The organism is Mycobacterium sp. E3198, assembly GCF_001667015.1.
Lineage (GTDB): Bacteria > Actinomycetota > Actinomycetes > Mycobacteriales > Mycobacteriaceae > Mycobacterium.
Genome location: NZ_LZIS01000116.1, coordinates 1 through 13,513, shown reverse-complemented (window position 1 = coordinate 13,513; position 13,513 = coordinate 1). Strand labels below are relative to the sequence as shown.

Annotated in this window: 12 protein-coding genes and 1 pseudogene; 10 read left to right on the top strand and 3 right to left on the bottom strand. The window is 64.8% G+C overall.

Going from position 1 to position 13,513, the window contains the following annotated elements; genetic code table 11:
* The first annotated feature begins 135 nt into the window (after positions 1–135).
* The 6 genes from A5673_RS13230 to A5673_RS13205 all read left to right on the top strand — a co-directional run bounded on the left by A5673_RS13230 (position 136) and on the right by A5673_RS13205 (position 7,157).
* Positions 136–1,395, top strand: a complete 1,260-nt coding sequence (locus A5673_RS13230) for a nucleotide sugar dehydrogenase (protein ID WP_068232586.1) — start codon at positions 136–138, stop codon at positions 1,393–1,395.
* Complete coding sequence (locus A5673_RS13225; RefSeq protein ID WP_068232583.1) at positions 1,392–2,411, top strand: NAD(P)-dependent oxidoreductase; 1,020 nt, start codon at positions 1,392–1,394, stop codon at positions 2,409–2,411. The genes A5673_RS13230 and A5673_RS13225 overlap by 4 nt, the downstream gene beginning before the upstream one ends.
* 29 nt (positions 2,412–2,440) lie before the next feature.
* Positions 2,441–3,910 carry a glycosyltransferase gene (locus A5673_RS13220; protein WP_068232580.1) on the top strand — a complete coding sequence of 490 codons (1,470 nt, stop codon included), beginning with the start codon at positions 2,441–2,443 and terminating at the stop codon, positions 3,908–3,910.
* Positions 3,907–5,466, top strand: a complete 1,560-nt coding sequence (locus tag A5673_RS13215; protein WP_156748165.1) for a hypothetical protein — start codon at positions 3,907–3,909, stop codon at positions 5,464–5,466. Before A5673_RS13220 ends, A5673_RS13215 begins: the two co-directional genes overlap by 4 nt.
* Before the next feature lie 73 nt (positions 5,467–5,539).
* Complete coding sequence (locus A5673_RS13210; RefSeq protein ID WP_197518371.1) at positions 5,540–6,283, top strand: bifunctional 2-polyprenyl-6-hydroxyphenol methylase/3-demethylubiquinol 3-O-methyltransferase UbiG; 744 nt, start codon at positions 5,540–5,542, stop codon at positions 6,281–6,283.
* 199 nt (positions 6,284–6,482) lie between these two features.
* A complete protein-coding gene (locus A5673_RS13205) occupies positions 6,483–7,157 on the top strand; it encodes a methyltransferase domain-containing protein (RefSeq protein WP_068232566.1) in 675 nt (224 codons plus the stop codon).
* Here A5673_RS13205 and A5673_RS13200 read toward each other — a convergent pair.
* On the bottom strand, positions 7,154–8,173 hold the full coding sequence (locus A5673_RS13200) for a glycosyltransferase (RefSeq protein WP_068232553.1): 1,020 nt from the start codon (positions 8,171–8,173) through the stop codon (positions 7,154–7,156). The genes A5673_RS13205 and A5673_RS13200 overlap by 4 nt on opposite strands.
* A 126-nt stretch (positions 8,174–8,299) precedes the next feature.
* On the opposite strand from A5673_RS13200, the gene A5673_RS13195 reads away from it, so the two are divergent.
* The 3 genes from A5673_RS13195 to A5673_RS13185 are packed head-to-tail and all read left to right on the top strand — an operon-like array spanning position 8,300 to position 10,889.
* The gene (locus A5673_RS13195; protein WP_197518370.1) at positions 8,300–9,316 is read left to right on the top strand and encodes an ATP-grasp domain-containing protein; all 1,017 of its coding nucleotides are present in this window, start codon (positions 8,300–8,302) and stop codon (positions 9,314–9,316) included.
* A 14-nt stretch (positions 9,317–9,330) separates the two neighbouring features.
* Positions 9,331–10,245 (top strand): NAD(P)-dependent oxidoreductase, encoded by a 915-nt coding sequence (locus tag A5673_RS13190; RefSeq protein ID WP_197518369.1) that lies wholly within the window; start codon positions 9,331–9,333, stop codon positions 10,243–10,245.
* Positions 10,242–10,889 carry a metallophosphoesterase gene (locus A5673_RS13185; RefSeq protein WP_068232545.1) on the top strand — a complete coding sequence of 216 codons (648 nt, stop codon included), beginning with the start codon at positions 10,242–10,244 and terminating at the stop codon, positions 10,887–10,889. The genes A5673_RS13190 and A5673_RS13185 overlap by 4 nt, the downstream gene beginning before the upstream one ends.
* 8 nt (positions 10,890–10,897) lie before the next feature.
* Here the strand turns inward: A5673_RS13185 and A5673_RS13180 are convergent, their stop codons facing one another.
* Positions 10,898–12,067 (bottom strand): DegT/DnrJ/EryC1/StrS family aminotransferase, encoded by a 1,170-nt coding sequence (locus A5673_RS13180; RefSeq protein ID WP_231971062.1) that lies wholly within the window; start codon positions 12,065–12,067, stop codon positions 10,898–10,900.
* 171 nt (positions 12,068–12,238) lie between these two features.
* On the opposite strand from A5673_RS13180, the gene A5673_RS13175 reads away from it, so the two are divergent.
* Positions 12,239–13,234, top strand: coding sequence for a rhamnan synthesis F family protein (locus tag A5673_RS13175; protein ID WP_068232539.1), 996 nt, complete (start codon positions 12,239–12,241; stop codon positions 13,232–13,234).
* Here the strand turns inward: A5673_RS13175 and A5673_RS29535 are convergent.
* Positions 13,221–13,513: pseudogene (locus A5673_RS29535) on the bottom strand (glycosyltransferase family 2 protein); the annotation flags it as partial. The gene A5673_RS13175 and the pseudogene A5673_RS29535 sit on opposite strands and share 14 nt — an antisense overlap.

Below are 13,513 nucleotides of genomic sequence, written 5' to 3'. Positions count from 1 at the left end.
TTGTTCGCTCAAAACGCCCACGTTCGGATACGCCAGCTCGTAGGCTTCTACACACAGTAGCCGTGGACGTCGGAGACAGCCTGCATCGGGGGCGGGAATTGTCGCAGATAGGAAAGTGGGGAGGCGGCGGTTCACATGGTGACTCAATCCGATAAGCGCATCTGCATCATCGGCGGCGCCGGGCACGTCGGGCTACCGCTGGCGCTCGTGCTCGCGGACGTGGGATTCAACGTCGATATTTTGGATACGAACGCGACCGCCTTGAAGACGATCATGGCCGGGCGGATGCCGTTCGTCGAGAACGGAGCCCAGGAGCTGCTCAAGCGGTTGTTGCCGACCGGGCGCATCTCGGCGACGACCGATTCGTGGGCGGTCAGGAACTCCGACATCGTGATCTGCGTCGTCGGAACCCCGGTGGATGAGTACCTGACACCGCAGGCGCACACCTTCTTTCGCATCATCGACGAGATCAGCCCGTACTTCCACGACGGGCAGACGCTCGTGCTCAGAAGCACCGTCTACCCCGGGCTGAGCCAGCGCGTCCACGACATGTTCGCCGACCGGGGGATCGGCGTTCATGTCACGTTCTGCCCGGAGCGCATCGCGCAGGGCCATTCGATTCGCGAGCTGAGGATGATTCCGCAGATCATCAGTGGTTTCGACGTCGAGGGTCGCCGGATCGTCCGCGAACTTTTCTCCCAGGTCACCAGCGAGATCATCGAGGTGGAGCCGCAGGAGGCCGAGCTGGCCAAGCTGTTCTGCAACGCCTACCGCTACATCCAGTTCGCGGTCGCCAACCAGTTCTATCTGCTCAGCCGCGAGGCCGGGCTGGACTTCGATCGCGTCCATCACGCGGCCACCCACAAAAACGCCCGGGTCGACAGTCTGCCCCGCGCCGGACTGGCGGCGGGCCCCTGCCTGTTGAAGGACACCATGCAGCTCGCCGCGTTCAGCAACAACAACTTCATGCTGGGGCACGCGGCCATGCTGATCAATGAGGGCCAGCCACAGTTCATCGTGAACATGCTCAAGCGCCGGGTTGACCTGCGCGACAAGACCGTTGGCCTGCTCGGCATGACGTTCAAGGCGGACTGCGACGACACGCGCGACTCGCTGAGCTTCAAGCTCCGGCACCTGCTCATGCTGGAGGCCAAGAACGTCATGCTGCACGACCCGTTCCTGGATGGCCCGGATTACTACGCGCTGGACGCCGTTTTGGGCCGGGCCGATGTGATCGTCATCGGCGTGCCCCACTCGATCTACCGCGGCCTGCAGATCCCGCGGGACAAGATCGTCGAGGACGTCTGGGGCTGCCTGGATGTCGCCGAACCCGAAGCGGAGGCGTCGAACGGAGCCCGGCTGGCGGCGCTGGGCACGGGAACGCCGGCCCAGTGAAGGTTCTCGTCACCGGCAGCGCGGGATTCATCAACGGCTACGTTGTCGACGAGCTGCTGCGCGCCGGCCATGAGGTCGTCGGGATCGACAACTACTCCAAATACGGCAAGGTCACGAAGAGCTACGACGACCACCCGCGCTACACCTTCGTCGAGGGTGACGTCAAAGACGTGGATTTGATGTTCCAGCTGATCGAGGGGTGCGACCAGCTGGTCGCCAGTGCGGCCCGCATCGGCGGCATCACCTACTTCCACGAGTACGCCTACGACCTGTTGGCCGAGAACGAACGGATCGCCGCCGCCCATTTCGACGCCGCCATCTACGCGTACCGCAAGGGCTGGCTCAAGAAGATCAACGTGATCAGTTCCTCGATGGTGTTCGAGAACGCCACCGTTTTCCCGACGCCGGAGAAGCACATCACCGAGTGTCCGCCCCCGACAAGCACTTACGGCTTTCAGAAGCTGGCCTGCGAGTACTTCGCGCACGGTGCCTATGAGCAGTACGGGCTGCCGTATACGATCATCCGCCCCTTCAACTGCGTAGGCACCGGCGAGCAGCGGGCGCTCGGCGGCCGCGAAATTCCCAGCGGCAACGTCAAACTCGCGATGAGCCACGTCGTGCCCGACCTCATCCAGAAGGTGGCGAAGGGCCAGGACCCCCTGCACATCCTCGGCGACGGCACCCAGGTGCGCCACTACACCTACGGCGGCGACCTGGCGCGCGGCATCCGCACCTGCATGGAACATCCGGCCGCGCTGAACGGGGACTTCAACCTGTCGACGCCCCAAGCCACCACCGTGCTGGAGTTGGCGGAAGTGATCTGGAAAAAGATGCGGCCCGGCGCTCCGTTTCGCTACGAGAGCGATCCGCCGTTCGAGCACGACGTCCAGTTGCGCTCGCCGGATGTCCACAAGGCGTCCGAGGTTCTGGGTTTCGAGGCGGCGACGACGCTCGATGCCATGCTGGACGAGGTCATACCCTGGATCGTCGACGCCGTCGAGGCCGGAACCATCTGACGTGCAAGAGTTGTCGCCACCGAAACGTCATGCGCATCGCGGGTAGGCCCGACCTTCAACAGCTGTACCGCAATCGCTTCGGCCACGCCCGCGAGTCGCGGTCGGCCATCTGGGCCGTCTTGGTCCGGGACTTTTTCCAGGCGTGGATCAGGCGCAGCGACACGGTGGTCGACCTCGGTTGCGGCTACGGCGAGTTCCTCAACCACGTGAGCGCCGCGCGCCGGATCGGCGTCGACCTCAATCCGGACAGCGCCGGCATGCTGGAGCCCGGCGTCGAGTTCCACCAGGGCCGCGCCGACGACCTCGGCTTCCTCGCGGACGGGTCGGTGGACGTCGTGTTCACCAGCAACCTGCTGGAGCACCTGCGGAGCAAGGAAGAGGTCGAGCGCACGATCGCCGCGGCCCGCCGGGTGCTCAAGCCGGGCGGTCACCTGATCGCGATGGGACCCAACATCCGCTTTGTCCCCGGCGACTATTGGGACTTCTGGGATCACATGGTGCCGATCAGCGATCGCTCCCTGACCGAGCTGCTGGAGTCCTGCGATTTCGAGGTCGTGGAAAGCTACGGCCGGTTCCTGCCCTACACGTCGTCCTCGCCGTTGCCGCAGGCGCCGATCCTGGTGCGCGGGTACCTACGGTCCAGAATGGCGTGGCGAATCTTGGGCAAGCAATTCGTGATTCGCGCCCGCAAGCCGGGATCTGGATCCGCGGCCGACGATCAGCGCCTAGTGAGCGTGGTCATCCCGGTCCACAACGAGGGCGACAACATCCAGCTCTGTGTCCGCAGACTCACCGAGGCGTTGGCCGGAACCCCGCACGAGCTGCTCGTGTGTTACGACTTCGACGAGGACAGCACGCTGCCCGCGCTGGCCGCCATGCTCGACAGGCCGGCCACCGTGCGGCTGGTCCGTAACTCTCTCGGGAAGGGCGTGGCGAACGCCTTGATCGCCGGTTTCGCGGCCGCCCGCGGCGACGTCGTCGTCACCAGCATGGCCGACCTTTCCGATCCGCCTGCGGTAATTCCGTTGATGGCGGCCAAAATTCGCGACGACGGAGCGCACGTCGTCAGCGGATCCCGCTACATGCGTGGGGGCACCCAGCGCGGCGGACCCCGGTTGAAGACGCTGATGTCGCGCACCGCCGGACTCAGCCTGCACTACGTGGGGCGCATCCCCACGCACGATGCCACCACGAACTTCCGCGCCTATAGTCGCCGCTTCCTCGACGAAGTCCCTGTGGAGAGTGGGCAAGGTTTCGAGGTGGGGCTGGAGCTCACGACGAAGGCGCATCTGCTCGGCTATCGGGTCGATGAGGTTCCCAGCAGTTGGGATGACCGAACCGCCGGCGACAGCAAGTTCGATCTGGTCGGCTGGCTGCCGGCCTACCTGCATTGGTACGGGTTGGCCATGCGGCGTCCGGTATTGCAGTGGGCGGGAAGCGGTCTGGCCTCGTTGGGGGCGCTGCGGCTGCTCCGCCGGTACGGAAAGAGTCACTCATGAAAATGACTTTGGACGCCCGGCAGCATCACCGGGAGCGGGAAGATGACGGAGTGACGCCGCACGCCGCGCCTACTACACCGCGGCCCGGGCGGAAGCGCACAGTCGCTTTGCTGGCCGCGGTCGCCTGCGCTGTTCTGGGCGCCAAGCTCATCACCATCTGGATCCTCGGTTCGCCGATGCCCTTTTACGATCAATGGAACGGCGAGGCGGCAGATCTATTTTCCCCATACCTGAGGGGCACGCTGTCTTTGAACGATCTGTTAGCCCCGCACAATGAACACCGCATCCTCGTTTTCCGTCTGTTCGCGCTGGCCCATCTCGAGCTGGCGGGTGAATGGAACGTGCGCCTCGAGATGGTCTTCGGCGCGATCGTGCACACCGCGGTGATCGCCTGGCTGGCGGCGCTGCTGATGCCCCTTGTCCCCATCCAACGCCGCATGCTCCTGGCGTGCTTCATCGCATTCCTGTTTGCCCTGCCTATGGGTTACGAGAACACTCTGTGGGGATTTCAGAGCCAGGTGTACCTCGCGTTGCTCTTCGGTATCGCGGCCGTGGTCGCGTTCGCTTTCGCGCGGCCGTTTTCGGCGCGTTGGTTTGGCGGATTGGCCGCCGCCGTGCTCAGTTACTTCTCTTTTGCGACGGGTGTGGCCGCCGTCCTCGCCGTGGGCGCGCTCGTGGGCATCCAGATCGCTACCAACGCCAGAAAGCGGTGCGCCCGTGAGATCGCCGGTGTTGTCATCCTCACGTCAATCGCGGTGGCGATGATCGTCTGGGCCGCATCCATCCCGCATCCGGTGAAAGTGCCATGGACATCGTTCATCCAGGGTTTGTGCCAGTTCGCCGCTTTGGTGGGCGTCGGTTTCATCCCGATGGTCTGGTTCTGCTATCACGCGGTGGCGAGGCGGCCCCGTATTTCCGATCGTGTCTGGATTGCAGTCGGAATTAGTGGGTGGGTCACCATCCAGCTCGTGCTGCTTGCTTACGGTCGTGGAACCGCCATCGCCGCGCGGTATCTGGACATTGCGCTGCTCGTTTACCCGGTGGCTCTGATGGCGGTCTTCGCGAGCTTCGACAGGGTGTGTGTCTCGCGATTCAGCCGATTCGCGAAGCAAGGTGTCGTGATGTGGGTGTTCATCGTCGTGACGGCTTTTGGCGCGCTCGGCTACGGGTTGGTGCTCAAGGCCGTCGCCTGGGGTGAAGGGGCACATCAACAAGAGATCAACGTCCAGGCTTATCTCGCCACGCGAAACGTCGCTGATCTCAAAGCGAAGGGCGGTCGCGGCCAGGCGGTCGACCTCTCCTTTCCCGACCCACAACGACTGGCGTCGATCTTGGCCGATCCCGACGTGAGGGCGATTCTGCCCCGTGAATTCCGGCCTACCAACTCCGACAACGCCGGTGCACGCAGCAGGATGCTGCTCAAGGGGTCCCTGGCCGGCGTCACCGCCGGCGCGGTCCGGCTCCTACCGGTAGTCGCCCCTGCATTGCTGGCACTCGGCGTAGGTTTGTTCTTCGCCGTCGGAGCACGGTTGAGCATCCCTGGCGCGCGGCGGTGACCCTGCTGCGATCGCGACTCGCCCCCGCTGAGATTTTTGGACAATGTGGAGGAACGGAATGTTGAATTCGGCGGTGAAACCGGCGGCCGACCTGTTCTTTGCGGTGAAGTATGCGGGCCAACGACTGCCTCTGCGGCAGAAGTACCAGTCATTCGTCGCCCGCCAATACGGGATTGAGGTCGGTGGTCCAAGCCTGCTGTTCAAGACCCTGTTGCCCCTATACCAAGTTGCTGCGGGCTTGGATGGCGTCAACTTCGGCACGGATACCGTCTGGGAGGGCAGCATCGCCGCAGGAAATGACTACAGGTATTACCCCAGCAAACGCGGGCGGCAGTTCATCGAGGAGGCGACTAACTTGTCCGCCATCGACGCGGCGCAATATGACTTTCTATTGTCGTCTAACTGTCTGGAGCACGTCGCCAATCCGATTAAAGCACTGAACGAGTGGAAGCGGGTGATCAGGCCCGATGGCGGACTGATACTCGTCCTGCCTAACAAAGAAAGCAACTTCGACCATCGGCGCCCGTTCACCAAGTTCGAGCACTTGTTGGACGACTTCGACAGCGATGTGGGAGAGGATGACCTCACGCACCTGGATGAGATCCTCGCGCTCCACGACCTGCCGATGGACCCTCCGGCCGGTGATTTGGAAAATTTTCGGCGGCGAAGCCTGAAGAATTTCGAGAACCGGACGCTTCATCACCACGTCTTCGACGTCCCGCTCATCGAAACAATGCTGGACCATGTCGGCTTCGAGATCCTGGACATGACGACCACGCGGACGGACTTCTTCGCGCTGGGCAGAAAGAAAACCTAAGCCAAGCGAGCGAGAACGGGTCGTCGTGGTCGAACGAGCAATCGGCGAGTGCGCCGGCGGGTCCTGTTGTTGAATGAGACCCGTGGTTTTCTCGGACACCGGCCGTCGCGCTGGCACCCTTGTCCGCCGTGCCCTCTACCTGGGCCCGGGTCAGTGCAACATATGCCGAAGCCGGGTCCGCTTCCGGAGCATCAGCCGCATGCTGGGCGGCGTGCTCGCCAAGTACGGCCACCCGTACTCGCTCGACGACTTCGAGACCATGAACCACCGCCGGTACCTGTGTCCGGTGTGCGGTTCTTCCGATCGGGACCGCCTCTACAAGCTCTATATCGACAATTTCTTGCAGCCCAGCGGTGTCCGACGCGTGCTGGAATTTGCGCCGGCCCCAGCGCTTTCGGCGTACTTGCGCGGGCGCGACGATCTGGAGCACCGCACGGCGGATTTGATGATGGCCGGGGTCGACGACGTCGTCGACATCACCGACATGACGATGTACGCCGACGCGTCGTTCGACTTTTTCATCTGTTCGCACATCCTTGAGCACGTCCCCGACGACGCCCGCGCCCTGAGCGAGCTGTACCGGATCCTGACGCCCGGCGGGCGCGGCATCATCATGACCCCCGTGGCGCCCGACGGCGCCTTCGACGAGGACCCCACGGTGACCGACGAGGGGGAGCGGTGGCGCCGCTTCGCGCAAGGTGACCACGTGCGGCTCTACGATCGCTCCACCCTCTGCTCCCGGATCCGGCAGAGCGGCTTCGAGCTTTCCGCGCTCGACTCGGACACCTTCGGCGAGGACGTGTTCTCGCGGCATGGCGTCGCGCCGGGCTCCGTGCTGTACGTCGTTCGAAAGCCGGGTACGGACGCCGTCTAGCGGCCGTTGGGGCGTGCGATCCGGCGTTTCGCCCGGCCGGAGTACGCGTCGAGATGAGCCCGCCAGCCGGACAATTCGCTGGAAAGCCGCTTCTGGAGTCGGCGTCGCGGTGTCTGCGTCCGCAGATGTTGCAGGGCCAGCATCGCGAGCCGCGGCCGCCTTGCGATGACGTCGAGGAGCGCGGCGCGCCCCTCCGGGCCCGGGACCTTCGCGATCTCGCCGAGGACCCACTCGGCGCTCTCGCCGATGACCTCCTCGCGGGAGGCTTCGCCGGGGAATAGGTCGAGCATCGCCTCGAGCATCGCCGCCACCCCGGGACCCCGGTTCAGCCAGAACTTCGGGGGGTCCGCGTACGCGGTGTGCCAGATACCCTGCGAGTGGCGGCGGTAGACCCCCATCGTTTCGGGCAGCATGGCGATGCCGCCGCGGGCCGCGTGCAGGACATGCAGATACCAGTCCAGCGGCATGACGTCGGGCGGGATGCCGTCGTAGCGCGGAAGGCGGCGGTAGACGACCGAGTTCGTCTGGATGAAATTGCGCGCGATCAACGCCTCCACGGACAGGTCGGCCCGCCAGGAAATCGGCGGGTGCTCCGAGTCCTTGGACCCGTCGTCGCAGATCACCCGCACCGGGTGGAAGCACACCGTCGTTTCCGGGTGCTGATCGAGGAAGGCTACCTGCTTGCTCAGCTTCAGCGGGTCGTCCCAGAAATCGTCCCCCTCGCAGAGGGCGACGTACTCGCCGCGGGCAGCTTGCAGGGCGCTGGTCAGGTTCGCGAAGGCGCCGATGTTTTCGGAGCGGAGGATCGGCCGGAACAGTTGCGGATACCGGTCCGCGTACTGTCGAACGATTGCCTGAGTGGCATCAGTCGAGGCGTCATCGGCGACGACGATCTCGACGGGGAAGTCGGCCTTCTGGGCGACGAAGCCATCGAGGGCCTGGCGGATGTACGGCTCCTGGTTGTACGTAATCGACACGACGCTGACCTTGGGCGGCTGCGCGGCTGTATCGGTCACTAGCACTGCCTTCCGGATCTGCCATCGAGTGTGTCCACAGAAACACTAGCCGCGCGCCGAGCCCAGAAAGCAGACATGGGCCGACAACCTGACGGGTACGATGCCGGTCGTGTCGGAATGGGGGATGTGTCCTACTCACCGCGGCGTGAGCACGTGAAGAACATCCTGGTGACGGGCGTCGGCGGTGGCGTCGGCCAGAGTGTGCTCAAGGCGCTGGCGCAGACGTCCTACGGCGTCGTCGCCACCGATTCCGAAGTGCTCGCCGCCGGACTGCACGCCGCGCCCAGGGCGTACCGAGGGCTTTATGCGTCCGACCCGAGATTCATCGATCGGTTGGTGGAGATCTGCCTCGCGGAGCAGTGTGGGCTGATCTTCGTGGGCCATGACGTCGAGTTGCTTCCCTTGTCGGAAAACATCGACAGGTTCACGGCGCAGGGCATCGTGCCGGTCATCAGCGCGCCGGAGATCGTCCGCCTGTGCGACGACAAGCTTCAGACGAGCGCGTTCGTCGGCTCGCTGGGGTTGCCGACCCCGGCAACCCAGAAACTGTGCGACGTCGAGGAATTCGAAGGCCCGGTCGTGCTCAAGCCGCAGCGGGGCGGTGCGCGCTCGCGGAGCACCTTCGTCGCGCGCACGGAGCGGGAATTCGAGCTTTTTCGCCAGCTCGTCGACCCCGAGAACTGCATCGTGCAGGAGTACATCGAAGGCGACGAATATACCTGCGGCAGTGTGACTCTCGACGGCAACTGCCTCGGGGTGATCGTCATGCGGCGCATTTTGCGCGACGGCGATACCTACAAGGCGTTCGTCGAGCACAACCCGGAACTGGAAGCGACGGTCCGGACGATCGTCGAGGCGCTGAAGCCGTTCGGCGCGTGCAACATTCAGCTACGGGTCAGGGACGGCCAGGCGTACGTCTTCGAAATCAACGCGCGCTGCTCGGGAACGACGGCCGCCCGCGCGCTGGCCGGCTTCAACGAGCCCAAGATCATCGCCGACTATGTGCTGGGCGGCGCCGCGCCAACGTTTTCCATCAGCGAGGTCACCATCCTGCGCTATTGGCAGGAACTGGTGGTGCCCAACGCCGACATCGAACAACTACGCGACACCGGGTTCCTGTCCGGTGGCGGCAAGCGGCTATGACCGGGCTTGTCCTGGTGACCGGGGCGGCCGGCTTCACCGGCCGACACGTGATACGCGCCCTCACCGACGGCGGATACCGCGTGGCCGCCTGGCAGCATCGCACGCCGCTGCCCGCGGACCTGGCGGCGCTGTGCGAGCGCGTGACCCGTGGCGATATACGGGAGCCGCAGGCCCGCGCGGCGGCGCTGGACGGAGTCCACGCCGTCTGCCACCTGTCGGCGTACATCCCCGCCGATATGGGGGACCTCCACGAGGCGGCTCAGTGCAACGAGATCAATGCGCTGGCCGCGATCAACCTCGCGGAGGAGGCGGGGCAGCGCGGCGTCCGGAGGTTCGTTCAGCTATCCGGCGCCAATATTTACGCGGACTCCGACAGCCCGCGCACCGAGTCCGACGCGGCGTTTCCGTCGCGATACGGGACCGCATACCTGACAAGCAAGCTCGCGGCGGAGGTCTATCTGTCGAATATCGCCAATCGCACGGACATGGAGGTCCTGATTCTGCGCGTCGCGACGCCATACGGGCCCGGGGAGCCGGCGCAGAAGGTCATCCCGACGTTTCTGCGGCTGACGGCCGAGGGCAAGCCGTTGCGCATCGTCGGCGGCGGCGTGGCGCGGTTCAACTATGTGCATGTGGCCGACGTGGCGGCCGCCGTGCTTAGCGCCGTTGGCTCCGGGGACGGCGGGATCTACAACATCGCCTCCGGCGAGCACACCAGCCTCCTCGAGCTGGCCCGGCAGGTCGTCGCCCTGTACGGCCAGGGCGATGAGGCCCTGCAGGTCGAGCCCGCGATGCCCGGCTCGTTCGCGGGGTTCGCGCCCCTCTCGATCGAAAAGGCCCGTCAGACATGGCGATTTGCGCCGCGTTCCCTGGGCGCGGGAGTGCGCGAGTACCGCGATCATCTCGTCGAAGAAGGAGAGATCGCATGAAGGTCGCCGTCTTCAGCGACGTACATGGCAACCTGGTCGCGTTGCAGCGGTTCGTGGAGGCGACATCCGGGCGTGTCGACGCCTATCTGTGCCTGGGGGATGTGGTCAATTACGGCCCGTGGAACGACGAATGCGTGGATCTCGTCCTGAGCCTGCCGGGGATCCAGGTTGTCGAGGGCAATCACGAAAGGCTGTTTCGAGGTGACGAGAGCCCCGATCGGGAGATTCCCCTCGTTCAGGACTTCTATCGTCATTCCCGGCCTCTGTTCTCCCGCAACGGATTCCTGACGCAAGTCCTCGACCACGTCGACCTCGGCATCTACCGCTGCATCCACACGATCGGTGAGCGGAGGATCTACCCGGACACCGACATCGATATCGATCGCCATTACATGGTCGGGCATACCCATCACCAATATCGGATCGAGCGTGGCGAATTCACGATCGTCAATCCGGGCAGCATCGGCCAGAACCGCAAATGGATCGATGCGGCGGACTTCCTGATCCTGGACACCGCCAGCGGTGAGATCCAGTTCGAATCGATTCCCTACGAGGTTGACCGCCTCCTCGAGGAGTTTTCCGCGCGTGGCTACCCCGAGGACTGCATCCGCTACTACGCGAACAAGGCCCGCAAGTTCGGATAGCGTTGCCGTCAGCTCCCGTTCTTCACGGCGGAGATGATGCGCGCAACATCGTCGGGCGGCATGTTGTCGTGGATCGGGAGCGACACGATGCGTGAGCAGACATCTTCGGTGACGGACAGGTCTGCCGAGGCGATCAGCTCCGGGTGTGCCATGAAGTAGGGGTGCCGGTGCAGCGGCGGGTTGTAGTAATCGCGGGCCTGCACCCGGCTCTCGTGCAGGCTGGCGAGCACCGCGACCTGCTGCTCGGCGGATGCGCAGCACGCGCTTCCGCAGCACAGCGAGGAGACCTCGGCATTGGGTTGGAACCGCAGACCCAGCCCGGTGAGTTCGGTGCGGTACCGCTCGAGGACGTCGCGGCGCGTTGCCAGGCGGTCGTCGAGACCGACAAGCTGGCGCAGTCCGATCGCGGCATTGATCTCCTGCAGCTTCGCGTTGAGGCCCAGCGAGGCGCAGGCGCGCGAAGCATCAAAGCCGAAGTTCTGGAAGTGAAGGGCATGGTCGACCAGGCGTTGGTCGCGAGACACCAGCGCTCCGCCTTCGCCGATCGCGAACGGCTTGGTCGCGTGGAAGGAAAAGATCTCGCAGGAGCCGCGCCCTCCGACGGGGTTGCCGTCCGCGTACATCGAGCCGAAGCCGGCCGCCGAGTCGAGCACGACGGGCAGTTCCCATTCGGCGGCGAGATCCTCCCACGCACCCACCTGAGGGTTGCCGACGCCGAATGCGTTGGTGAGCAGGATGCCGGCGATTTGATCGCGTGCCGACTCGAGCACGGCACGCGCGGACGGGACGCTCGGCTGCCAGGTGTCGGGATCGATGTCGACGAACCACGGGCGGTACCCGACCCACAGGGCGGCCTCGGCGACGGCGATGAAGGTGAACGCCGGCGTCAGCAGGTAGCGGTCCCGCCTCCCCGGGCCGAAGGTGGCGTCTACCGCCGCAATCAGCGCCAAGGTGCCGTTGGCGAAGGTGGCGACGTGCAGGCCACCCCCGAGGTACGTGGTCAGGGCGTGCGCGAACTGCCGCTCCTTCGGGCCGAAGTTGGTGTACCAGTTGTTGTGGACGATCTCTTTGAAGTCTTCGGCCAGCTCGTCAGGTCCTGGAAAGCTCGGGCGGATATAGGGAATTTCGGCCGGCACCAAGCCACGGGTCTCCGGCGCGGATGTCGCCTCGCCCGCCACCTTGAGCCTCTGGTTCATTCCGATGCACCCCCATCTGCGTGTCGAGCGACACACTAGTCGGACGGCGGGCGAACCCTGCCGTTTCGGGTCATATCGGCGCTTCAATCGTGGCGCTCTATCGTGGGGACCGGTAGGCCCACCGGGGGCGAGCGACGCGCCGGAAGCTGCGAGGTGACCTTGAATCTGGCGAGCAGGCTACGCGCTGAGGCCGGGCGCGCCCGCCGCTACGCGGACGCCGTGCCATACCGCTTACACGGCAACGCGCTCCGCTTCATCCGTCAAACGCACCAGGAGCTGCCGCCGCAGCCTTCGCCCGGGCGCGGCACGCTGGTCTTGTTCGCACACTTCGACTCCCAGGGAATCGTCGACCCCTACGTCGTCTATTACCTCAAGGCGCTGTACCAGCTGGGCGCAACGATCGTGTTTGTCTCCGGTACTCCACGGCTCACGCCGGAGTCCGTCGCTCCACTGCGTGCCCTCTGCGCGGGCGTCTACACCCGGCGCACCCTGTGCATGGACTTCGGCTCTTGGCACCTCGCCTGGTCCATCCTCAAGCGGCACGGCTGGTCGCTCGATCAGTTCGACCGCCTGGTCCTGGCCAACGACAGCGTGTTCGGGCCACTTTTTCCGCTCGAGGAGATGTGGAGCTCGTTCTACGGCGCCGACATGTACGGCGCCATCGAAAGCGCCGAGTTCGGCGTCCACCTTCAGTCGTTTTTCCTGGCGTGGGACCTCAATTCGCGAACCCGCCCGTTCCTCAACGAATTCTGGGATGACTTCGCCTACATCGTCGACAAGGTCAACATCGTCGACCGATACGAGATCGGGCTGTCCAGGCGCGCTCGCGACGCGGGGCTCGCCATGAAGCCGTTCGTGTCGGTCGCCGACCTTCGGGCGACGTATGAGCGGTCAGCGGACCACCAATGGGCGGGCAAGTTCTCCGGAGAACCGTTCAACCACACCCTGTACTACTGGGACGGCCTGATCGAGCACTTCCGTTTTCCCTTCCTCAAGGCGAGTTTGCCGCGATACAACGAGCCCTGGCACGACTCCATGGCGCGGTTGCGCGACTTCCTCGAGCAGCGCACCGACTATCCCTACGAGCTCATCCAAGCCAACCTGGACCGGCTCGGCTGCGGCCCGTCGACCTGGGTCAAACCGGCCTAGGAAGGCCGTCGCGCCACCGCCGCGCGCGGGCGAACTCGGCCGCCGGAGCCGACGCGATGGTCTTCAGGCGCGACCGCCGCTCCGGACCGAAGGCCAACACCCGAAAAGGCAGGGCCAGCCACGTGATTGACCACCACACGCCCGCGATGGCGCGGATCGAGGCGGACGACGCCGGATCGACGACGAGCCACGTGAGAATCCGTAGCTGGTCGAGCCAATTGCCCCCCGCTTTGACGATGTGCATCGATTCGTTGGTCGCGGTGTGGGTTCGCACCGACA

What these genes read in the sequence shown, in the direction of transcription:
- A5673_RS13230 (WP_068232586.1), top strand. Translation starts at nt 136, where the DNA reads ATGGTGACTCAATCCGATAAGCGCATCTGCATCATCGGCGGCGCCGGG.
- A5673_RS13220 (WP_068232580.1), top strand. Translation starts at nt 2,441, where the DNA reads ATGCGCATCGCGGGTAGGCCCGACCTTCAACAGCTGTACCGCAATCGC.
- A5673_RS13215 (WP_156748165.1), top strand. Translation starts at nt 3,907, where the DNA reads ATGAAAATGACTTTGGACGCCCGGCAGCATCACCGGGAGCGGGAAGAT.
- A5673_RS13205 (WP_068232566.1), top strand. Translation starts at nt 6,483, where the DNA reads ATGCTGGGCGGCGTGCTCGCCAAGTACGGCCACCCGTACTCGCTCGAC.
- A5673_RS13185 (WP_068232545.1), top strand. Translation starts at nt 10,242, where the DNA reads ATGAAGGTCGCCGTCTTCAGCGACGTACATGGCAACCTGGTCGCGTTG.